The sequence below is a fragment of the Hymenobacter gummosus genome (assembly GCF_003970915.1).
GTDB lineage: Bacteria > Bacteroidota > Bacteroidia > Cytophagales > Hymenobacteraceae > Solirubrum > Solirubrum gummosum.
On sequence record NZ_RXOF01000004.1, the window covers coordinates 47219 to 70245 of the forward strand.

At 66.7% G+C, this 23027-nt stretch carries 15 protein-coding genes and 1 tRNA gene; 7 read left to right on the plus strand and 9 right to left on the minus strand.

All coding sequences use genetic code 11. The features are described 5' to 3' along the window. Positions 1-58 precede the first annotated feature (58 nt). Complete coding sequence (locus tag EJV47_RS08320; RefSeq protein WP_126692699.1) at positions 59-3460, plus strand: TonB-dependent receptor; 3402 nt, start codon at positions 59-61, stop codon at positions 3458-3460. 156 nt (positions 3461-3616) lie between these two features. Beyond that, positions 3617-3690 (plus strand) — tRNA-Ala (locus EJV47_RS08325). A 184-nt stretch (positions 3691-3874) separates the two neighbouring features. Here the strand turns inward: EJV47_RS08325 and cysK are convergent. Together cysK and epsC are read right to left on the minus strand one after the other, a co-directional pair. Further along, complete coding sequence (gene cysK / locus EJV47_RS08330; protein WP_126692700.1) at positions 3875-4798, minus strand: cysteine synthase A; 924 nt, start codon at positions 4796-4798, stop codon at positions 3875-3877. Between the two features lie 89 nt (positions 4799-4887). After that, positions 4888-5721, minus strand: coding sequence for a serine O-acetyltransferase EpsC (gene epsC / locus EJV47_RS08335; protein ID WP_126692701.1), 834 nt, complete (start codon positions 5719-5721; stop codon positions 4888-4890). A 146-nt stretch (positions 5722-5867) separates the two neighbouring features. Between epsC and EJV47_RS08340 the strand changes: the two genes are divergently transcribed. Next, positions 5868-6206, plus strand: coding sequence for a cupin domain-containing protein (locus tag EJV47_RS08340; protein ID WP_126692702.1), 339 nt, complete (start codon positions 5868-5870; stop codon positions 6204-6206). Positions 6207-6450: 244 nt separating this feature from the next. Then, positions 6451-9417 (plus strand): right-handed parallel beta-helix repeat-containing protein, encoded by a 2967-nt coding sequence (locus EJV47_RS08345; protein WP_126692703.1) that lies wholly within the window; start codon positions 6451-6453, stop codon positions 9415-9417. A 181-nt stretch (positions 9418-9598) separates the two neighbouring features. Here EJV47_RS08345 and EJV47_RS08350 read toward each other — a convergent pair whose 3' ends face one another. From EJV47_RS08350 to EJV47_RS27955, 5 genes are all read right to left on the minus strand, one after another. Continuing rightward, positions 9599-11581: a peptidylprolyl isomerase gene (locus EJV47_RS08350; protein ID WP_126692704.1), complete on the minus strand. Its 1983-nt coding sequence runs from the start codon at positions 11579-11581 to the stop codon at positions 9599-9601. 39 nt (positions 11582-11620) lie between these two features. Beyond that, on the minus strand, positions 11621-12160 hold the full coding sequence (locus EJV47_RS08355) for a hypothetical protein (RefSeq protein WP_126692705.1): 540 nt from the start codon (positions 12158-12160) through the stop codon (positions 11621-11623). A gap of 26 nt (positions 12161-12186) precedes the next feature. Further along, positions 12187-12591 (minus strand): hypothetical protein, encoded by a 405-nt coding sequence (locus tag EJV47_RS08360; protein WP_126692706.1) that lies wholly within the window; start codon positions 12589-12591, stop codon positions 12187-12189. A gap of 235 nt (positions 12592-12826) precedes the next feature. Next, positions 12827-13894 carry an MJ1255/VC2487 family glycosyltransferase gene (locus tag EJV47_RS08365; RefSeq protein ID WP_126692707.1) on the minus strand — a complete coding sequence of 356 codons (1068 nt, stop codon included), beginning with the start codon at positions 13892-13894 and terminating at the stop codon, positions 12827-12829. Positions 13895-14139: 245 nt separating this feature from the next. Next, positions 14140-15834 carry an LIC_10190 family membrane protein gene (locus tag EJV47_RS27955; RefSeq protein ID WP_165903666.1) on the minus strand — a complete coding sequence of 565 codons (1695 nt, stop codon included), beginning with the start codon at positions 15832-15834 and terminating at the stop codon, positions 14140-14142. 109 nt (positions 15835-15943) lie between these two features. Between EJV47_RS27955 and EJV47_RS08375 the strand changes: the two genes are divergently transcribed. Beyond that, positions 15944-16873 (plus strand): hypothetical protein, encoded by a 930-nt coding sequence (locus EJV47_RS08375; protein WP_126692708.1) that lies wholly within the window; start codon positions 15944-15946, stop codon positions 16871-16873. A 177-nt stretch (positions 16874-17050) separates the two neighbouring features. Here the strand turns inward: EJV47_RS08375 and EJV47_RS08380 are convergent, their stop codons facing one another. Next, positions 17051-17653 carry a DUF4136 domain-containing protein gene (locus tag EJV47_RS08380; protein WP_126692709.1) on the minus strand — a complete coding sequence of 201 codons (603 nt, stop codon included), beginning with the start codon at positions 17651-17653 and terminating at the stop codon, positions 17051-17053. 161 nt (positions 17654-17814) lie between these two features. Between EJV47_RS08380 and EJV47_RS08385 the strand changes: the two genes are divergently transcribed. Both EJV47_RS08385 and EJV47_RS08390 read left to right on the plus strand, forming a co-directional pair. Further along, entirely contained in the window at positions 17815-19287 is a 1473-nt protein-coding gene (locus tag EJV47_RS08385; protein WP_126692710.1) for an FAD binding domain-containing protein, read from the plus strand. Between the two features lie 206 nt (positions 19288-19493). Continuing rightward, positions 19494-21800 (plus strand): xanthine dehydrogenase molybdopterin binding subunit, encoded by a 2307-nt coding sequence (locus EJV47_RS08390; protein ID WP_126692711.1) that lies wholly within the window; start codon positions 19494-19496, stop codon positions 21798-21800. Positions 21801-21932: 132 nt separating this feature from the next. Here EJV47_RS08390 and EJV47_RS08395 read toward each other — a convergent pair whose 3' ends face one another. Then, a complete protein-coding gene (locus EJV47_RS08395; protein WP_126692712.1) occupies positions 21933-22898 on the minus strand; it encodes a hypothetical protein in 966 nt (321 codons plus the stop codon). Positions 22899-23027: the final 129 nt, after the last annotated feature.

Below are 23027 nucleotides of genomic sequence, written 5' to 3' on the forward strand. Positions count from 1 at the left end.
GCTGGCAGGCTGGATTTTAGCTTAGCACACCGTTTCCGTTTCACCAACGCACTCACTCATGAAACACAAGTTTATTCACCATCTCCTGGCGCCGACGTTGCTGGTAGCTGCCGCTACCCCGGGTTGGAGCCAGGGCATAACCACCTCCGCTATCAGCGGGGTGATTACGGACAAAGCTGGTTCCGGGCTGCCGGGTGCGACGGTCATTGCCGTGCACACTCCCACCGGGACGCAGTACGTGGCGCCGACCAACTCGGAAGGCCGCTTCAACCTGCAGAACATGCGCGTAGGTGGCCCGTACACGGTGCGCATCACGTTCGTAGGCTACCAGGACGTTACCCGGGAGGGCATCTACCTGACGCTGGGCCAGACCCTGCGCCTGGACGTGAACCTGAGTGAGCAGACCCAGACGCTGGCCGACGTAGTAGTAACCGGCCGCGATTCACGCTCGGTGATGAACGCCGACCGCACCGGCTCGTCCACCAACATCAGCACCGAGGAAATCCAGCGCCTGCCCACCATTTCGCGCAGCCTGAACGACTTCACCCGCCTGACCCCGCAGTCGTCCAGCAACCTGCCGGGTGCCGGCTCCGGCCCGGCCATCGGCGGTGGTAACTACCGTCAGAACAACGTCACCATCGACGGTTCGGACTTTAACAACAACTTCGGTATTGGCGGCAACCTGCCGGCCGGCGGCAACCCGGTTTCGCTGGACGCCGTGCAGGAAGTAAGCGTGAGCGTTACCCCGTTCGACGTGCGTCAGTCGGGCTTCATCGGTAGCGCCGTTAACGCCGTAACCCGCTCGGGCACCAACGACTTCTCCGGTTCGGTGTACACCTACTGGCGTAACCAGAACCAGCAGGGCAACGAGGTAGGCAACGAGACTTTCACCAAGCAGAAGCTGGACGACAAGCAGTTCGGTTTCCGTTTCGGTGGCCCAATCCTGAAGAACAAGCTGTTCTTTTTCGTCAACGCCGAGCGCCAGGACACCGAGCGCCCCGGCCAGAACAACGTGGCGTCGACGCCCGAGCAGCCCTTTGGTGGTCCGAACACCCCCGCCAACGTGGTGCGCCCCACGGCCGCTTTCCTCGATGAGGTAAGCACCTACCTGCGCAACACCTACGGCTATGAAACCGGCCCTTACCAGGGCTACAGCTTCAAGAGCGACCGGACCAACATCCTGGGCCGCATCGACTGGAACATCACGAACAACCACCACCTCACGCTGCGCTACAACCGGGCGGAAACCAAGTCGCCGAGCTTCGTGAGCACCTCGCGTACGCCGCTGGCGGCTTTTCCGCAAACGCGTACCAGCACACAGGCGCTGTCGTTCCGCAACTCCAACTATTTCCAGGAGCAGAACCTGTACTCGTTCGCAGGCGAGTTGAACTCCACCTTCGGCGGTAAGTTCTTCAACACCCTGCGCGCGACCTACACCAACCAGAACGACCCGCGCAGCTCCGACAGCGACGTGTTCCCGTTCGTGGATATCCTCGACGGCGTGCCTGGTGTAAACGGCGGCGTCGGCACCAACCCGCGTACCTCGTTCGGTTACGAGCCCTTCACCTTCGGCAACCTGCGCGAGGTGAAAACCTGGTCGGCCGTGGACTACGTGAACTTCACGACGGGCATCCACAACATCACGGCGGGCGCCCAGTTCGACCTGCAGAGCACCCGTAACGGCTTCCAGCGCTTCGCTACCAGCTACTACACCTTCAACTCGTGGGAGGACTTCAAGAACGGCGCCAAGCCGCGTGACTTCGCCCTCACTTACTCGCTGCTGCCCGGCTTCGAGCAGGCCTTCCCGCGCTTCAAGTTCGCCCAGTACTCGCTGTACGGCCAGGACGAGCTGACGCTGACCGAGAAGTTCCGCCTGACTCTGGGTCTGCGCGCCGAGCTGAATACCTACCTGAACGTACAGGAAATCCAGACGCACCCGCTGGTGGCTTCGCTGCGCTTCGCCAACGATGAGCAGATCGACACCGGCATCCTGCCCAAGAACCGCATCCTTTGGTCGCCGCGCCTGGGCTTCAACTACGACGTGAAGGGCGACCGTACCCTGCAGGTGCGCGGTGGTACCGGCATCTTCGCCGGCCGCGTCCCCACGGTGTGGATTGTGTCGCAGTCGGGTGACGCTGGTCTGATCCAGTTCACCACCACTTCGTCAGGCGCTTCCACTCCTGGTCCGTTCAACCCGGACCCCAACGCTTACCGTCCGACCACGGTGCCGACGCCCGGTACGCAGGTGCCGGCTACGCTCAGCGCCACTGACCGCAACTTCCGCAACCCGCAGGCCTGGAAGAGCACGGTGGCTATTGACGCTCAGCTGCCCTGGGGCATCGTAGGTAGCCTGGAAGGTATCTTCACCAAGGACCTGACCATCGCCCTGGGCCGCAACCCGAACCTGGTGGAAGCTACGCCCCTGAACGTGGCGGGCTACCCGGACAGCCGTCCGATCTACCCGAACCTGGTGAAGGACAAATTCATCAACCCGCTGACCCCGGCTTCGCAAACGGCTGCCCCCGGTCCGAACCAGCCGGTGGCCAATGGCGACACCCGCGGTACGCAGGCGTTCAACACGGTGGTGCTCGACAACCGTCACGACGGTTACTACTGGTCGGCTACGGCCAAACTGGACAAGCGCTTCGCCAACGGTCTGTTTGCGACGGTGGCCTACACCCGCAGCAACGCCAAGGTGCTGTTCGACGGCTCGGGTGACCAGCTGCTGAACACCTGGTCGATTACCCAGATCGTGAACAACTCGAACAACCCGGAGCTGAGCTACGCCAACTACGTAGTGCCGAGCCGCCTGGTCGCTTCGCTGTCGTACCGCAAGGAGTTCTTCGGCCACCTGGGCACCCAGCTTGCCGTGTTCTACGAAGGTTCGTCGCAGGGCCGCTTCTCGTACACCTACGGTGGCGACTTCAACCGCGACGGTCAAAACAACGACCTGATCTACGTGCCGAACGACCCGTCGGAAATCGACTTCACGACCACGTTCAACTACGGCACCACGGCCGCTCCGAACAACGTGAGCCCCGAGGAGCAGGAGCGTCTGTTCTTCCAGTACATCGAGCAGGACGACTACCTGCGCACCCGCCGCGGCAAGTACGCCGAGCGTAACGGGGCCAAATACCCCTGGCGCAACCAGTTTGACCTCAAGTTTGTGCAGGACGTATTCGCCAACATCGGCGACAAGCGCAACACGCTGCAGTTCAGCGTAGACGTGTTCAACCTGGGCAACCTCCTGAACAAAGACTGGGGCCTGGTGCAATCGGTGAATAACTCGGGTATTCTGGTACCGACCAACACGGCTTCGTTGGTACCCGGCGGCACGGTTCGTCCGGCCTTCCGTTTGGCTCCTGACCGTGGCAACCCCATCACCAGCACGTTCCGCAACAACAACTCGCTCTCGTCGACCTACTACATGCAGTTCGGCCTGCGCTACATCTTCAACTAAGCCAACGGTTTAGCTACTAAAAAGTGGGCTGGCGCTTCGTCAGCCCACTTTTTTTTGCGTTTTCCGACAAGTTTTTTTGCCCGAATACTTGCAGATTCAAAAACGCGCTGTACTTTTGCATCACCAAACGCAACCGGCGAATGGTTCTAACAAAACGGGGGATTAGCTCAGCTGGCTAGAGCGCTTGCATGGCATGCAAGAGGTCATCGGTTCGACTCCGATATTCTCCACTCCTGTTTTTTAGATTAGCCCCAAGAAGCCCGACCACCTAGGTCGGGTTTTTTGTTTTATGGCATTTTCAGCTTGAGCTAATTAACGCCGGTTTCCGGCCGTCATCAGCTTCCGGCCTTAACACAAAGGGCCCCGGCTTTTCCCAAGCCGGGGCCCTTTGCGCTTGGCTGACGGGGATGCTTCCTACACAAACAGGCCGTCGACGGACAGGTACCGCTCACCGGTGTCGTAGCAGAAGGTGAGCACGCGGCCGCCCTGGGGCACCTCGGCCAATTTCTTGGCCACGGCTGCCAACGAGGCCCCCGACGACACGCCCAGGAAGATGCCTTCTTCGCGGGCGGCGCGGCGGGCGAAGTCGAAGGCCTCGGGGGCGCTGACCTGGATGGTGCCGTCGAGCACGTCCTGGTGCAGGTTGGAAGGAATAAAGCCGGCGCCGATGCCCTGGATGGGGTGCGGGCCGGGCGCGCCGCCGCTGATGACGGGCGAGAGTTCGGGCTCTACGGCGAAGACCTTCAGCTGCGGGAATTGGGGCTTAATGACCTCGGCCACGGCGGTGATGTGGCCGCCGGTGCCCACGCCCGTAATCAGGAAGTCGAAGCCCTCGGGGGCGTCGCGCAGGATTTCCTGGGCGGTGGTTTCGGCGTGCACGCGGATGTTGGCCGGGTTGTCGAACTGCATGGGCATCCAGGCGCCGGGCGTGTTCTGCACGATTTCGTGGGCCTTCTCGATGGCCCCTTTCATGCCCTTCTCCCGCGGCGTCAGCTCCAGCTGGGCGCCGTAGGCCGCCATCAGCCGGCGCCGCTCGATGGACATGGACTCGGGCATAACCAGGGTGAGCCGGTAGCCCTTCACGGCGGCCACCATGGCCAGGCCCACGCCGGTGTTGCCGGAGGTGGGCTCCACGATGAGGCTGTCGGCCGAGAGCAGCCCGTCTTGTTCGGCCTGCTCAATCATGGACAGGGCAATGCGGTCCTTGATGCTGCCGCCGGGGTTGGCGCGCTCCAGCTTCACCCACACTTCCACGTCGGGGCGGATGTTCTGAAACAGGCGGTTGATGCGGACCAGCGGCGTGTTGCCGATGGTGTCGAGAATGGTGTTGGCTTTCATGGGTTGATTGAATTGCTAAATGGCCGGACGGTTGAATGGTTGGTCGTTCAAGAACAATCAGCCATTTGACCATGCCGCCATTTAGCCATTTAAATGGAAAACGTAAGGTCGGCGGAGGGGTCTTCGACGCGGGTGACGTGAATCTGGGCGCGGTGGTAGACGCGGGAGTGCGAGGGCACGCTCTCGGTCAGCCACACATTGCCGCCGATGAGGCTGTGGCGCCCGACCACGGTGCTGCCGCCCAAGATAGTGGCGCCGGCATATATCACCACGTGGTCTTCGATGGTGGGGTGGCGCTTTTGGTGGGCCAGCTCCTTGGCTACGCTTAGGGCCCCGAGCGTGACGCCCTGGAACAGGCGCACATGGTCGCCGAGCACGGCCGTTTCGCCGATGACAATGCCCGTGCCGTGGTCGATGCTGCAGGAGCGGCCGATGCGGGCGCCGGGGTGGATGTCGATGCCGGTGCGCTGGTGGGCGTACTCGCTGAGCAGGCGCGGCAGCAGCGGCACCTGACGCTGGTACAGGGCGTGGGCGAGGCGGTGCAGCCCGAGGGCGTAGAAGCCCGGATAGGTGCAGATGACTTCGGCCAGGTCCTGGGCGGCCGGGTCGGCGGCCATGATGGCGCGGGCGTCGAGCAGCAGCAGCTCGTGCAGCACGGGCAGGCGGCCGAACAAATCGGCGGCCAGCGCGGCGGGCGGCAAGGGCAGCCCCGTAACGCTGGTGAGCAGCTGCTGAAGCTGCTGCTGCAGGGCCGTGAGGTGGGCCGCCAGCGCGGCCGGGGCCGTGAGGCGCTGCCCGGTGCGCTCGGGGAACAGCAGGTCCAGCAGCTCCTCGGCCAGCTGGCACAGCGCGGCGCCCGGCAGCGGCGGGGGCGCGGCGCGGTGGGCTTCGGTCAGGGCAAGAATAAAAGCGTCGTTGGGCATAAGCAGGCGGGGCCACCGGGGCCCACAATGGGGCTCAACCGCCCCGCGGGGGAAAAGTTAGGTCGAGCTGGGCATACAACCACCACCCGGGGCCTTGCGTTAGGGCAAGTCGACCCGTTTACACACCTCAACCAAACACCCACACCATGGCTGATACCAGCATCACCAAAGTCGATTCCAAATTCTCGCCCCACGGCCCCGACGGGCAGAAGTACCTCGCCTCGGGCACCCAGGTCGCCATGCGCCTGTGGGAAAACGAGCAGCCCGGCGAAGCCAAAGAGGATGCCCGCCGCGACTACGAAACCGTAGGCTTCGTCATCAGTGGGCGGGCCGAACTGCACCTGGAAGGCCAGATGGTGCTGCTGGAGCCCGGCCACTCGTGGGTGGTGCCCAAGGGCGCCAGTCACCGCTACCGGGTGCTGGAGCCCTTCACGGCGGTGGAAGCCACCACGCCCCCGGCCCACGCCCACCAGCGCGACGAATAAACCGCCCGGATTTTCCCAGGATGAAGCTGTCCGGACTTAGATTCGGACAGCTTTTTCTTTGCTCTATTAAAATACATAAGTATATTGATATCAGCTTATTACCCATAAATTTTTCGAGTTTATCTCACTAAAAAACGGGCCTACGGGGCCGTGGAGGCACACTGACCTGCGCGGCGGCAAAAAGGCGCTAACCCCCGCGGGGGTGGCTACGTTTCGGGGGGCACACTGCTAGACATTTCCCGCTATGAAACTAACCATACCAACTCTGGGAATGACGCTGCTGCTGGGCCTAGGCTCGGCCGGCGCCTGGGCACAAGCCCCCGTTTACGTCAACGACGCCTCCACCGCGGGCGACATCTATACCTCGGCTCCGGGCAACGATGAAACCGGCAACGGCTCGGCCGCCGCGCCCTTTGCCAGCGTCAACCGGGCCATTGCCGCGGCCACCAACGGCGCCACCGTATTCATCGACGCGGGCAGCTACGCCGACCGCATCGTACTCGACAAGCCGGTGAGCCTGCAGGGCGCCGGCGACTCGCTCAGCAGCCCGGGCAGCGCCACCATCTTCCGCGACGGGCCGCGCACCGCCGACGGCGAGTACGAGGGCGTGCCGGCACTGCGGCTGACGGCCACCGGCACCGTGGCCCAGCCCCTGCGCATCAGCCGCATGAGCCTGCGCCGCTACGACGCGGGCATTATGGGCGGCTTCACCACCACTACTCTCACGGGCGTGGTGTTCGAGGACCTGGACATCTTCAAGTGCTACCGCCAGGGCCTGGAACTGGGCGGCAACGTGAGTGACTTGACGTTCCGGCGGGTGAGCATCCGCATGACGCGCATTCAGAGCGCCACGCCGGGCGGCGGGGCACCCACCATCAGCGGCAACAACTACGGCCGGGGCCTGTTTTTGAACGGCTCGGACTTCGGGGCCGACAAGCGCAACATCCTCATCGAGGACTGCGCCTTCGAGCAGAACCGCCGCGCGGGCATCGACGTGAACGAGCGGGCTGCCTCCAATCTGGTGGTGCGCCGCTGCCGCTTCTACGGCAACCTGGGCCCGGCCCTGACCATTCTGAAAGCCGCCGGCCAGCGCGACGGTAGCGGCAACTTCACCACCATTGCGGCCCTGATTGAGGACAACGTCATCTTCGACAACGCCGACAACGGGCTGGAGCTGAAATCGTGCACCGGCAACGGACTGGGCAGCGGCCCGGGCTCCTTCGTGGTGCGCCGCAACCGCATTGCCCGCGGCCTGACGCAGTCGACGGCCCTGGTGAGCGACAACGCGGCCATTGCCGTAATCGACCGGGACCGGAGCATCAGCGGGCGGCCCAGCTTCAACGACGACCTGACCACCGGCGGGCTGTGGCTGGAGGCCAACGTGATTCGCGGGTACCGCTCCTCGGCGGCGGCCTTCCTGAACCGCAACGGCTTCGGCATCGTGCTGGAGGGCAGCAACCACCAGGTGCGCCAGAATGTAGTGGCGCAGTGCCAGCTGGGCATCCAGATTCAGGACCGCCCGGCCACGACCTCGGAAAACGCCACGCCCTACTTCGACATCCCGCGCAACCAGCTGCTGATTTCCAGCGGTGTCATGGTGCAGGAAAACCGCATCGATAGCTGCGACGTGGCCGGCCTGCGGGCCGTGAACCTCACCAACGTGGTTAACGCTGGGCTTAACTGGCTGGGCGGCACCACGGCGGCCGAAATCCGCGGGGCCAGCGGCACCGGCGGGCGCGTACGCACCCTGCTGGGCACCGGCGGCCTGGGCTTCTTCACCGAGGTATCCTCGCTGGCGCCGACGGGCCGGCTGCAGTTCAGCCCCTACCTGAACAGCCGCACCGACGCTTCCGCGGCCGCCGGCTTTCAGCCCGACCTGAGCTTCCTGAACGTGGCCGCCAACGTGCCCGACGCCATGCCGGCCGGCAACATGCAGGAAGCCATGACGGCCATCTTGGACGGCGGCACCATCGAGGCCGAAGGGGGCACCTACAACGAGGCCGTGACGGTGACCAAGAACGTGACCTTGCGCCAGGAAAGCCCGAGCCTAGCCATCCGGGACCTGACCCTGGACGGCGCGGGCAAAACGCTCACGCTGGCGGCGCCGCTCAGCATCAGCGGCTCCCTCACGCTCACCAACGGCCTGATCGGCAGCACGGCTACCAACCTGCTGACCGTGGCCGACGGGGCCACCAGCACCGAGGGCAATGCGGGCAGCTACGTGAGCGGCCCCATGAACAAAGTGGGCAGCGCGGCCTTCGTATTTCCCCTCGGCCGCGACGGGGTGTGGGCCCGTCTGGGCATTTCGGCGCCCTCCGCGGCCAGCACCTTTACGGCCGAGTACCTGGCCCAAAGCTTCCCCGCCAATCAGCCCGCCGACCCGGCGCTGGCCACGGTGAGCCGGGTGGAATACTGGAACCTGACGCGCCCCAGCGGCAGCGGCGAGGTGAGCGTGCGGCTGTACTGGGAAAACGGCGGCCGCAGCGGCATCAACTCCCTGGCTGAGCTGCGCGTGGTGCGCTCCGACGGCGCGACCTGGGTGAACGAGGGCAACGGCGGCACTACCGGTACGCCGGCCAGCGGTTCTATCGTGTCGGCTGGCCCAGTGGGTGGCTTCGGGCCGTTCACCTTCGGCTCCACCAACGTTATCAACCCGCTGCCCGTCGAACTGACTGAGTTCCGGGGCGAGGCCGTGGGCCCGGGCAAGGCTCGTTTGTACTGGGCCACGGCTCAGGAAAAGAACAACCGCGGCTTTGAGGTGCAGCGCGCCCAAAACGGGCAGAGCTGGGAAACGGTGGGCTTCGTGGCCGGCAACGGCAGCAGCACCATTGCCCACCGCTACAGCTACACCGACGCCTCCGGCCTGACGGGCATGGTATACTACCGCCTGCGCCAGCTCGATTTCGACGGCAGCCAGCACTTCTCCTCGGTGGTGGCCGTGCAGCTGACCGGCGGCAAGGGCGGTGAGCTGAGCCTCTACCCCAACCCCACCAGCAACGAGCTGCGGGTGCAGCTGCCCGCCGCCCCCACCGGCCCCGTAACGGTGCAGCTGCTCGACGCCACGGGCCGCACTGCTTGGAAGACCGAAGCCGCTGCCACGGGCCAGCACCTCGAACTGCAGCTGGCCGGCCAAGTGAAGCCGGGCTTGTACGTGGTGCGCGTCAGTGGTAAAGGCCTGACGACTACTACCCGCCAGCTGGTGGTACGGTAGGATGAAGGATGAAGGATGAAGGATGAAGGATGAAGGATGAAGGATGAAGGATGAAGGATGAAGGCGTACTGGCTTTGCCTATGCGGGTTGCGTCATTCTTCCTTCCTCATTCTTCACTCTTCCTTTCCAAAACAGAGCGGGGCCACCGGAAATCATTCCGGTGGCCCCGCTCTGTTTTGGCCTATTTGGCGGCTGAAGCGCCGCCCAGCAATTCCACCCGCTCTATCCGGTCCCCGATGTCGAGGCGGTGCACTATGTCCATGCCTTTGTCGACCACGGCGAAGATGGTGTAGCGGCCGTCGAGGTGGGGCGTGGGGCTGTGGGTGATAAACCACTGGCAGCTCTCGGTGTCCTTGCCGGCGGAGGCCAGGCCCACGGCGCCCTCGGCGTAGCCACGGTCGGCGAATTCGGAGCGCAGGGTGTAGTCGGTGCCGCCCCACCCGTCGCCGCGGGGGCAGCCGCCCTGGGCCACGAAGTTGGGCACCACGCGGTGGAAGTTTTTGCCGTTGTAGAAGCCCTGGCGCACCAGCTGCACGAAGCTGGCCACCGAGCCGGGCGCCTCTTCCACCAGCAGGCGCAGTTCCACCCTCCCTTTCCCGGTGACGACGGCCACGCGCTGCCCGGCCGGAATACTCTCCACCAAGGCCCAGTCGATGGGGTGCTGGCTGGCGGCGCTGGGCGTGGGCGTCGGGGCGGGCTTGCTTTCGAGGTAGTCGAGAGCCTGCTGCAGGGCCTGCCAGGTTTCCACGTCGCGGGGCAGGCGGATGCGCTGCTGGGCCGAGCGCAGCAGCGCCAGGTTGCGAAAGTCGCGGCGCATCTGCAGCTTTTCCTCCTTCAGCGCCCCAGCCGCCGTGCCGATGAGGGCCACGTCGTTGGTGCCGATGGCGCGCTCCAGCGTCTGCACGAACAGCGGCTGCTGGGCTTCGGGGAAGTCAGGGCGGCTGCGCAGGGCCACCAGCGCCTCGATGCCGTAGGTGCTGACCACCGGCGGCTGATTCGGCTGGAAAGTGGCCTGCTCCACGAAGGCGTAGGCGGTCGGGTCTTCGCCCAGGGTTTTGAGTAGGAAGGCCCGCTCGTACGGGTCGGTGGCCGCTGCGTAGCGCTGCTGAATGCTGGCGCGGATGCCTTCCTTTTCGGCGGCAGAGGCGTGGTGCAGGGCGGCGGCCAGCAGGGCGGCGCGGGGCCGAGCGGCCGTCATGCGGGCGGCTTTGTCGAGAAACAGGCGGCCGGTTTCGCCGCTGGCGTGCGTGAGGAAGAACTCGGCGGCCGTCAGCGCCACCTGGGCCTGCGGGTCGTCGAGGGCGGCCCAGGCAGCTTCCTTCACCGGGGCGTACATCGAGGCGTTCATGGCGCGCAGGGCGGCCACGCGCACCCGGTAATCAGCGTCGCGGCGCAGGATGCCGGCCAGCACCGGAGCCACGCCCGGGTCTTTCACCTTACCCAGGGCGCTGGTAGCAGCGGCGCGCACGGCATAGCTGGGCGCACTGGTGGCCGCGGCGCTGATGGGCTCCTGGTAGGCCGTCAGGTCGAGGCGCGGGGTGCGGGCCAGGGTGTGCGCCGCGGCCAGCCGGGCCGAATACGGCGGCCGGCCGAGCAAGCTCACCACCCGGCGCACGGCGGCCTCCGAGGTCAGCCCGCGCAGGCCGGCGCGGTACAGTCCCCAGGCCTGCCCGATGCTGAGCAAGGTGTCGTCGGGCGAGGCGGTGCGGGGCAGTTGGAGCAGCAGCGGCAGCGTGCCGCGGCCCACGCAGCGGCCCAGGGCCTCCAGCTCGTAGCGGCGGGCGCGGGCGTCGGTTTCGGTGCTGACCTGGCTGGCGAGCGGGGCAGCGGCGGCGCTGTCGGCGGTCTGGCCCAGGGCGAAGGCGGCGGCCACGCGCACGTCCACGTTGGCGTCGGAGAGGGCGCCGAGCAGGTCGGGCAGCGCGGCGCGGTCCTGCACCGAGGCAAAGGCCAGGGCGGCGGCCTGTCGGTAGCGGGCCTTGGGATGGTGCAGGAAGGGGCGCAGCGCCGGCGTCTGGCGCTGGTCCTGGGCCGTGGCAATGCGGCGCAGGGTGCTGTCGGCGGCAAACTGGTTGAGCGGCGCGGCGGCTGGCGGGGTGCGGCTGGTGGAGCAGGCCGCCAGCAGCAGGCCAAGGGCGGCAAGGGCGGGGACGGAGCGGGTCATCAAGGCGGAAATTAGGCAAACGGCGCGGGATGCCGCGCCTTACCTTACCCGCATTACCTTGCTGTCAACCACGAGGCAGCCCGTTTCGTCGTCCTGGTGGGCCACGATGCACCAGCGCTGTAGGTAAGGCATGACGTCCGCCGCGTTGACGCCTTTTTCGGACAACAGGCAGCCGTACTGGTTGAAATAATACGCCAGGAAGTATTTCTCGCCCTGCCGGGCCACCTGCGCCACGCGGGCGTCGTTGCCAGCCCATTCGAATTGCAGACTATCGAAGGGCACCGGGGAGGGAATAGCTTCGGCCCGGTCGAGAAAGCGCCGTTCGGGGTCCAGCCGGCCGGGCCGACTAGCCTCAATGAACTTCAGGTACCTCCGGGCATTGGTGCAGGCCAGTCGGGTGCGCCCCTGGTAACTGACGTGAAACGACACGTATTGCGTGTAGGCGTCCGGGCCGTACAGCACCAAGCTCAGGTAGTTGTAGGGGCACTGGGTTTTCTGCGCTCCGGACGAAACCGGCTGCTGCGCCAGCGCGGCCTGCATACCGGCCAGCATGCCTACCATACCGATTACCGTTTTCATAACGCGCCTCATTTTCTTGTAAGCTACTACACGCCCCGCCACTTCGCGAGCATGCAGTAGCCCCACACGGCCAGAAAAACCGCATGCAGGTAGGCTACCACCGGGTACCAGTCCTCGAGCCGGTGGGCCGAGGCCACCAATAGCGTCGTCAGCACTGTGAGCAGCAGTACCCACGGGGTGCTGGAATAGCGGTAGAAAAACGAATCCGGCCGCTGCCGGGCCGCTTGCAGCAGCTGGCGGCCGGTGGCTACGGTCAGGGCTATGGTGATGGGGAAAAGGCCAAACGGCAGGACGCCATAGAACAGCATCATCAGCATCGTTTCCGCAGTGCTCAGCACGGTCCTCAGCATCAGGGCGCAAACCAGCGCTGCACCGCCGCAGCTGACCGCCGCCAGCCGGATTTCGCTCCATAGGGTATTAGGGCGGGCCATAGCAGTTTTACGAGTTGATATACCACGGCGCAGCCGCGCACCGCGCCGGGCGCCCCCGCCGCACCCGCTCGGCTATTGCCGAGTGGGCTCTACGTGGCTCGGCTGTGCCGAGCACCCGCCCGCGCCGCTGGCACGACAACGCCCAGGCGGCCTGGTACCGTGCTCGGCATAGCCGAGCCACGTAGGCATCACGCGGCGCAGCCGCGCGACTGCGGCCGGCGAAACAGACGCCCCGCTACTGGTCCGACATAGCCCCCACCAGCACCGCGTCCAGGGCCTGGAACAGCTCTTCGTTGCCCTCCTGCCGGTACTGGCTCAGCGCCTGCTCGAAGGGCGTCAGGTCGTACAGAAAGGCCTTCAGGTTGTCGGCCGTGATGTGGCTGAAGCGGCGCCCGTAGCCCAGCTGCTCGATTTCGGCCGCGTTCAGCCACTGCTCGAACTGGGCCGGAATGGGCACGGCGCACACCGGCTTGCCCAGGTACACGGCCTCCGAAATCAGCGAGAAGCCGCCGTTCGTCACCACGGCGCGGGCCGAGGCCAGGTCCTCGATGAAGCCGGCCTCGGAGAAGGGCCGCAGGCGCACGTTGCCGTGCTCCTCGTCGCGGTTGAAGCCGTAGACGTGGAAGGTCTGCTGCGGCAGCTGCTGCAGCAGGCTCACCAGGTCGCGCTGGTTGGTGCTCGACTGGTACACCAGCACGTGCGGCCCGCACGTGGGGCGCTGCGCCAGGATTTCGGGCCGGATGATGGGCGGCACCAGCGTGGTATCGGGCTTGCTCGTGGGCGGGTAGAAAAAGGTGGTGACCAGGTAGTGGGCCGCCCGCGGCAGCTTGGCGCGCACGATGCCGCGGGCCAGCTCGAAGTTGCCGCGCTCCTCGGCCGGAATGGCTACGTCGAGCTTGCTGCGGCTGATGACCTGCATGTTGTCGATGCTGACGACGGGCAGGCGCTGGGTTTTGGCGAAGAAGTAGCTGAACGATTCGAAGTCGGACACGACCAGGTCGAAGCGCTGGCCCTGGTCGAGCAGGTCGCGGTAGCGCTGGAAGTTCAGGCGCAGGTTGTCGGGGGCCGTGCGCAGCGTGCGGGCCGCCGTGCGGCTTTTCGACACGGTCAGCTCCTTGTAGGCGAGGTGGAAACCCTTGATTTCGTGGACGCGGCCGGGGAAGTTGGCCGCCAGCAGCTGGTAGGCCCGGCTACTGCTGACTACCTGCACCTCGTGACCCTGCTCCAGCAGGTGGCGGATAATGACTTTGCTGCGGGTGGCGTGGCCGAGCCCCTCGCCGGGGACGCCGTACAGAATGTTCATGCTATGGAATGCGCAAGTATCGATAAGCAAGTAACAAGGAAATGGCCGAGCCGGGCCCGCTACGGCCGCCCGCAACGCGTGTTCGGCCGCCGCTGGGCCCGTTGCGGATGGCCGCAGCCCGCAAAAGCGTACCGGTTTGCCCCTTGCAGAGGCGTCTTGCGGTTCGCAGGTCGTCGGTATGCCTGTAGCCTTACCCGAGCGTTTCGGAGGTAGTCCGGCGGCGCGGGCGTAGTGGTGCCACGGGGCTAGTCGGCGCGGCGGAAGCCCTCGGCCAGGGTGTGGCCGCGCGGGCGCAGGCCGGCTTCGGCGCGGGGCGCGCAGGGCAAGGGCGCCCCCCAGCACTGCGCGCCGGCGCGGGGCACCTGCACCCGCAGCCCAGGCGCCAGCGGCACCGCTTCGGTGGCGGGCTTGGGCGGCGGCTCGGGCCAGAGCAGGCGGCCGGCAAAGCGGGCGGGATCGTGGCGCAGGTAGTAAAGCGGGTCGCGCAGCTGGTACAGGGCCCAGCCGAGCAGCAACACGGCGGAGAAGTAGCGCAGACGCCCCTGCAGCAAAGGGCCGGGCCAGCGCGGCCCCAGCCAGGGCCAGAGCGCCGCCACCAGCAGAAAGCCCGCCCCGAAGCGGTAGTCGGGCGCGGCTACCAGCCAAAACACGCTGCCCAGCCAAGCCACCAGCCAGCCAGCGGCCCACCCCTGCTCAGCGGCCGGTAGCCGGCGCAGGCGGCGCCAGCGCCAGAGGGCCGGCAGCGGCGAAATCAGTCCGGCCAACACCACCGCGCCGGGCATGTACACCTGCGGCCGCCACCAATTGCCGAGCCAGTCGCCGAGCAGCGGCCCGGGCGCGGCCGCCGCGGCCTGGGCGGCGTTGCGGGCCAGGTTGACTATCAGGTGCTGCTCGGCGCGGGCGGCGGCCAGGGGCACTTTCCAGTCCACATCGAGCACGTCGAGGGCCGGCAGCGGGTATACCAGGTAGCCCGACAGCACCACGTTGCGCGCCACCCAGGGCAACGCCAGCCCGCCGGCCAGGGCCAGCGGCGGCAGCCAAGTGCGCAGCCCGCTTTGCCCCGCGCGCCCGGCCCACACGGCGCCCAGGCCCAGCAGCAGCACCGGCGCGGCCGAGAGCTTGATGGTCACGGCCCAGGCGGTGAGCAGCACCAGCAGCAGCCGCTCGGCTTCCGAAGCCCGGCCCGGCGGCTGCTGGGCAAAGCGGCAGAACAGCAGCCCCAGCAGCGCCGCCGTGGTGGTATCGGTGGTGGGCGACGACAGCCAGACCTGAAACCCGTAGAGCAGCGCCAGCAGCAGCAGCAGCGGTGCCCAGGCCGCGCGGGCGTCGGGCTGCTGGCCGGCCAGCACGGCGCGCCCGGCGGCCACGGCCAGCACGGCGTACAGGTAAGAGCTGAGCGCGTACGCCGGGCCGCCGGGCGTAGCGGCCCGCAGCAGGGCCAGCAGCAGGTAGAAGCTGGAGTTGAAGGCCAGACGTCCGTGCAGGTTGCCCAGGCCGGGCACGGCCGCAAACCGCTCCGTCCACTGCAGGGTCTGCAGCTGGTACAGGCCGGCGTCGTAGTTGGTGGGCGGCTGGGCGGCAAAAGTCAGCACCCAGGCCAGCAGCAGAAATAGCAGTGCGGCGCCCAGCCACCCGGCGGCCCGCCAGCGCCAAGGCCCGGTGCAGCGCAGCACGGCCGCCACAGCCCGGCGGTTCAGCACCAGTACCAGTGCCGTGCACAGGCCGAATAGCAGCTGCGACCTGCCATCGATGGGCCCCTGCAGGGAGTAGAGCTGCAGGGCGGCCGTGAGCAGGGCCGCGCCGGCCAAACTCAGCCACTCCGGCGCGGGTAGCTCCGTCGCTCCGCCCACGCCCAGCCGGGCGGCCAGCCGGTAGGCCCCCACCCCGAGCCCGACGGTGCCCAGAGCCGCAACCAACCAAATGAACAGGACGAGTATCATTGCCGCAAAGGTGCCGAAAACGGGCGCTGCGGCCAATGTGCTTCGAACACCGGCCCATTTTTTGGATATTGGCTGATTCTTTCTCCTCCCCCCTCTTCTACTTTCTTTTATGTTCCGTCTTTTCTCACCCCGCCTGCTGCCCGTGGTCATGCTGCTGGCGGCCGGGGCGTGTACGGCGCCGCGCGCCATTACGCACTCGGGTAAGGTTACGCCCCAGGGCCAGTTCAAGGTTGGCGGCAACATGGGCTTCAACGTGGGCACGGCCTCCGTCGGCAAAATCACCACGGCGGCCAAGGACCTGGTGAAGCAGGCCATCAACCGTGACTCCATCCGCTACGAAGAGGGCTTCGACCGGGTGCAGACGGCCGCCCTGGCCTACGTGCTCGACCCCACGGCCGCCACGTCCGACTTGTACGTGCGCTACGGCCTGCTCAAGCGCGTCGACGTGGGCTACAAGTACTCCTTCGGGGCGCACAGCTTCGACGCGATGTACCAGTTTATGGGCCCGCTGGGCACGCCCGAGAAGCCCCAGGGCCAGGACGGCGCCATGTACGGCAGCGCGGGCCTGCAGTTCTCCACCCAGAAAGTGAAGCTGCCCGGCATTCCGTTTCTGGAAGAAACCAGCGACATTCTGGGCTTTAGCGCCAAACGCATCGATTTGCTGGTACCGGTGGTGTTCAGCCACTCCTTCGGGCCGGAGGAGCAGATTGGCAACGTGTCGTACGGGCTCGTGTACAGCCACACTTTCCTTAAGTACGGGTTCGAGCCGGGCAAAATCTTCAACTACATCCCCGGCTCCAACCGCGTGCTCGACCGGGTGCCGAGCCTGATGGAGCGCCGCAGCTTCGGGGCCTTGGGCGGCTTCGTGAACCTGAAGCTGGGCTACCGCTACGCCTACGTGGTGCCCGCCCTGGCCATCTACTACCAGAATTTTGGCAAGTACCAGCTGCTCAACAACAAGCAGGCCCGCATCAAGGGCCTGACCATCTTGCCCACCATCGGCCTGCAGTTCCGCATCCCGGCCGGCAAGAACCGGTAGGCGGCCCGAGCTTAGCGGCTAAGCTAGAACGTCATTCTGAGCAAAGCGAAGAATCTCGCGTGCTGACGCCGGATAGTTATTTTCTCGTTGAACGAGGATGTTACTATCTGGCCAAACACGCGAGATTCTTCGCTTTGCTCCGAATGACGTTCTGTTGGTATTCGGTTGTTGAGTTTGCTAGCGCAGTTGCCCGTCCTGCTGCTGATAGTCTTCCGACAGCACCCGGTATCGGTCGAAGATGGAGCGCACGGCGCGGCGCATGACGATGGACGCCTGGCTGCCCTGGCGGGCCGTCACGTTGGAGGCGTAGCCCTGCCACACGGCGCGGCCGTTTTTGTGGTCGATGAGGGTGATGAGCAGGGTGCCGTCGTTGAGCAGGTAGCGTACCCGGTCGTAGCCCTGCCGCTCGTCGGAGGGCGTGTCCTCGTCTTCCACCACTTCCTTGCGCATCCACTGGGTCAGCTCCTGCTGGTTGTAGCCGGTGAAGCGCATGGCCCCGTCGAACACGCGGTAGGAAATCAGCAGGTCGGGCCGGCGCTGGTTGAGCTTGTAGCCCTGGGCGCGCAGGTGGGTCTGGATGGCGTCGCGCACGGTTTCGTCCAGGGCCGCGGCGCTGTCCCGGGCCGCCCCATCGACGCCCTGCAGGAAGGCGAAGGTGCGGTAGTGACGAAAGTTGCCGGCGTAGCTGTAATCCGACTCGATACGGCCTTCGCGGGCCGTAAAACAGCCGCTTAGCAGCAGGGGCAGGGCGGCGAAGGCAGCAGTAACGGTCCGTCTCATAGGCGCAGCGCGGGCGGTTAGGGTTTTAGGGTCAGAAGTTACTCAATATTTCGACTTACGTAGTAAATCTACTTTCTGATTTCCAAAGTTTAACCTCAACGGCCCGGGCGGGCCACGGGAATTACTATATTGCTGGTCCGCCTGCCCCGGGCGCCTTTTCTATGCTCCAGTTTTACCTCAACGACCAGCTCGTCCGGCCTACCCACCGGGCCGGCAGCACCCTGCTCGACTACATCCGCTACCAGCAGCACCTGACGGGCACCAAAATCGGCTGCCGCGAGGGCGACTGCGGCGCCTGCACCGTGCTGGTGGGCGAGCTGCAGCCCGCCAGCGGCGCGGTGCGCTACCAGACCATGACCTCCTGCCTGACTCCGCTGGGCAACGCCCACGGCCGCCACATCGTGACGGTGGAGGGCCTCGGCCGGCCAGACGGGGGCCTTACGCCGGTGCAGCAGGCCATTGTGGCCGAGGGCGGCACCCAGTGCGGCTTCTGCACCCCGGGCTTCGTTGTGTCCTTGACCGGGCACTGCCTGGGCGGCGCGGCCACCGCCGAAGCCGCCCGCGCCAGCATCGACGGCAATATCTGCCGCTGCACGGGCTACAAGTCCTTGGAGCGGGCCGCCGACCAGCTCACCGCCCAGCTGCTCACCCGCGACGCGGCCCCCGAGCGGCTAGCCTGGCTGATGGAGCAGGGCTACGTGCCGGCCTACTTCCGGCAGATGCCCGGGCGCCTGGCCGAGCTGCGCCGCGCCACCCTGGCCGACGTAGCCGCCCGCACCGGCGGCCAGCTGCCCGACCCAAATGCGCCGGCCGTAACGCCGCCCCTCACCTACCTGCTCGGCGGCGGTACCGACCTGCTGGTGCAGCGCGCCGACGACGTGCTGGCCGCCGAGGTGCAGCTGCTCTACGGCCACCAGGAGCGGTGTTTTATACGCGCAGAGGCCGACGGGCGCATCAGCCTGGGCGCGGCTACCACGGTAGAAGACTTGCGCAGCTCCGAGCTGCTGCTAAGCCGCTTCCCGCGCCTGCGCCGCCACCTGAAGCTGGTGTCGAGCACGCCCATCCGCAACATGGCCACCGTGGCTGGCAACTTCGTCAATGCCTCCCCCATCGGCGACCTGACCATTTTCTTCCTGGCCCTCGATGCCCGGCTGACCCTGCAAAATGCCGCCGGCCAGACGCGCCAACTGCCCCTGCGCGAGCTGTACCGCGGCTACAAGCAGCTTAACCGCCAGCCCGACGAGCAGCTGGTGGAAATCAGCTTCCAGCCGCCCGCCGAGGGGGAAGTGTTCAACTTCGAGAAAGTCAGTAAGCGCACCCACCTCGACATTGCCAGCGTGAACTCGGCCGCCCGCCTGCGGGTAGCTGAGGGCATCATCCGGGAAGCGCACCTGTCGGCCGGGGGCGTGGGTTCGACGCCGCTGTACCTGCGCCGCACCTCGGAGTGGCTGGCTGGCCAGCCGCTCAGCGCCGATACGCTGCGCGAAGCCAACGCGCTGGCCCAGCAGGAAATCAGCCCCATCAGCGACGCCCGCGGCACCGAGCAGTACAAGCGCCTGCTGCTGCGCCAGCTGCTGTACGCGCATTTCCTGGAGCATTTCCCGCAGCAATTGACGCTGCAGGCGCTGCTGTAGCCCACAGCTGGCGCCGGTTTAGCCGTCGAAGACGGCGTAACCGGTGCCTGGCATAAGGCAGGCTTTCAGCCTGCGGGCAGCGCCCAGCCGACTCCACCCGGCTCCGACGCGGCAACGTTCGACGCAGGCTGAAAGCCTGCTTTATTTCCGGCACCGGTTACGCTGGCTGCGCCAGCTAAACCGGCGCCAGCCCTTCCTCCCTTCCCATGCACAACCTCGACGCTGCCGGCCACGTGCGCGGCGAATCCCAGTACCTCGACGATATTCCCACCCAGCGCGGCACCCTGCACGCGGCCGTGTACGGTTCCCCCCTGGCCCACGGCGTACTCGATGGCCTGAACCTGGCGGCGGCCCGCCGCGCCCCCGGCGTGGTGCGAATTCTTACGGCCGAGGACATTCCGGGCGAAAACCAGATTGGCGGCATCGTGCCCGACGAACCCCTGCTGGCCGAGGGCCACGTGCACTTCCAGGGCCAACCGGTGGCGCTGGTGCTGGCCGAAACCGAGGCCCAGGCCCGCGCCGCCGTCAAGCTGATTGAAGCCGACATTACCCCGCTGCCCGTCATAACCGACCCGCGGGTGGCCGCCGCCCAGAACGAGCTGATTGTGCCCCCGCGCACCTTCCGCCTCGGTGACCCGGCCGCCGCCTGGGCCGAGTGCGCCCACATCATCGAGGGCACGGCCGAAAACGGCGGGCAGGAGCACCTCTACATCGAGACGCAGGGCGCCTACGCCTACCCCACCGACGGCGGCGGGGTGCGGGTGCACTCCTCCACCCAGGGCCCGACGGCCGTGCAGCGCCACACGGCGCGGGTGCTGGGCCTGGGCATGCACAAGGTGGAGGTGGACGTGGTGCGGCTCGGCGGCGGCTTCGGCGGCAAGGAAGACCAGGCTACCACCTGGGGCGCCCTGGCCGCGCTGGCCGCCCACGTGCTGCGCAAGCCCGTGAAGCTGGTGCTGCCCCGCCACGACGATTTGCGCATGACCGGCAAGCGCCACCCCTACTCCTCCGACTTCCGGCTGGGCCTCTCGGCCGACCTGAAGCTGCTGGCCTACGAGGTGACCTTTTACCAGAACGCCGGCGCCGCGGCCGACCTCTCCCCGGCCGTGCTGGAGCGCACCCTGTTTCACGCCTGCAATACCTACTTCGTACCGAACGTGCGGGCTACGGCCTACAGCTGCCGGACGAATCTGCCGCCCAACACCGCCTTCCGGGGCTTCGGCGGGCCGCAGGGCATGTTCGTTATCGAGTCGGCCATTGCGCAGGCGGCCGAGCAGCTGGGCGTGCCGGCCTACGAAATTCAGCGCCGCAACCTGCTGCAGGACGGGCAGGTGTTTCCCTACGGGCAGCGCGTGGACGACTGCAACGCTACCCAGAGCTGGCAGACGGCCGAGGAGAAATTCGGGCTGGAAGGCTGGCAGCGCGAGGTCGACGCCTTCAACGCCGAAAACCACACCCGCAAGCGCGGACTGGCGGTAATGCCCATTTGCTTCGGCATCTCCTTCACCAAAACGGCCATGAACCAGGCCCGGGCGCTGGTGCACATTTACACCGACGGCTCGGTGGGCATCAGCACCGGGGCGGTGGAAATGGGCCAGGGCGTGAATACCAAGATGATTCAGGTGGCTGCCCGCACCCTCGGCATTAGTGCCAAGCGGGTGCGCATCGAGGCCACCAACACCACCCGCGTGGCCAATACCTCGCCCTCGGCCGCCTCGGCCACCGCCGACCTCAACGGCAAGGCCGTGGAGCTGGCCTGCCGGGAGCTGCGCGCCCGCCTTATGCGCCACGCCGCCGACGAGCTGAAGCTGGAGTACGAGGGCCTGGAAATCCGCGACGAGCAGGTGCTGGCTGCCGGCAAGCCCGCCGAAACCGACTGGGAAAAGCTGGTGTCGTCGGCGTACTGGAAGCGGGTGAGCCTGACGGAAAACGCCCACTACGCCACGCCCGACCTGTGGTTCGACCAGACCCAGGAAAAGGGCCACCCCTTCGCCTACCACGTCTACGGCACGGCGCTGGTGCAGGCCACCGTGGACGTGCTGCGCGGCACCTACGACCTCGACGCGGTGCGGCTGGTGCACGACTTCGGCCAGAGCTTCACCCCGGGCATCGACCGGGGGCAGATTGAGGGCGGGCTGGTGCAGGGCCTGGGCTGGATGACCATGGAGGAGCTGCTGTACAACGAGGACGGCCGCCTGCTCAGCAACGCCCTGAGCACCTACAAAGTCCCGGACATCTACAGCGTGCCGCCGGTCCTCGACGTAGAATTCCTGGAAACGCCGGGCCACCCCAACGCCATTCTGCGGGCCAAGGCCGTGGGCGAACCGCCGCTGATGTACGGACTGGGCGCCTACTTCGCCATCCGCAACGCCGTGCGCGCCTTCCGCCCGGCCGCCCGGCCGGCCTTCTCCGCCCCCATCACGCCCGAGAAGGTGCTGCTAGCCCTGCACGGCCCGCTGCTGCCCCAGCCGCCCGCTCCCGCGGCCGCCGCTGCCACCGTAACCGCGCAGTAGAACCGCCCTGCAAACGTCCGCGCCCGTCAGCACTGACTGCTGACGGGCGCGGACGTTTGCAGGAATGCCCCGATGGTAGTTTGCCTTATCCGTTGCCAGTACGGTGGCCGGGCAAACTGCCCCCTACTTGGCTTAGAACCGCCGCGTCAGCGTCAGCACGCCGCCCGAAGGCTCGGCCGGGGAGCTGTAGCTGCCCACCTCAACCGTGGTGCGCGGCTGCGTGGTCTTGGGGCCCCACAGATTCCAGGCGCCCAGCACCGCGGTGGCCGTGCCCAACCCGACGTTCAGGAAGGATACCGCCTTTTTCGACTCGTTGTAGCTGTGACCATCGTAGCTGCGCGAGTTGTCCTCAATCAGCACGATGGTACCCAGCGCGGCCTGGCCCAGGCCCGAGGCCAGCCCAACCACCGCCAGGCCTTTGCTCGGCCGGCCGCTCATGGCCCGGCTGGCATTAAGGGCCGCCAGCGGCGCGTTCAGTCCGCTCCACGCGGCCGTGCCCGCCCCGTATGCGCCCGACACGTAGTTGTTGGAGGGCGGCCGGGGGTAGCCGTAGGTGGGCTGAATCATGGCGCATTCTTCCAGGCTCAGGCCCGATTGTGCCACCCAGGCGGCCAGCTCCGGGCTGCGCATGTCGCGGATGTAGTCGTACTGGTGGGCAGCGTTGACGCGCTCGGCCAGGGCCCGGCCGCCGGTTTGCTCCACCAGGTAGCCCACGGCGCAGATGCGGCCGGCTCCGTCGATAAAGCAGGGGCGGCGCTGCCCGGGGTACTGCTCATTGCGCGGAAACACGCCCGCCGTGCGGTAGCGGTGCAGGTAATTGAGCAGGGTGGCGCGGCGGCGCTGCTGCTCAGCGGGCAGGTGCTGCACGTTGCGGCCGCGCAGCAGGGCTTCGGCGTAGGCCAGGTGGGTGGCAATGCGGGTGGCTTCGTCATCGGCGGCCCCGGGCGCGCGGCCGAAGCGCGTCTGGAAGCTGGCGTTGCCCAGCACCGGGTTGATGAAATCGGTGGCGGCGGACGTGAGGGGCCGGCTGGGCCAGAACAGCCAGCCCAGGCCGGCCAGCAGCACGCCCAGGGCGCTGCGGAGTAAAAAAGTGCTCATGCTACCTGCGGGAAAAATGAAACTACTAACGACTACTCCCGCCGCGGCCATTTTTTTGGCGGGCCGGCCGGGCTTTGGGAGGAGTAAGCCACGGGCCCCGCAGGTTGCACGCCCCGGCGCCGGAGTTAG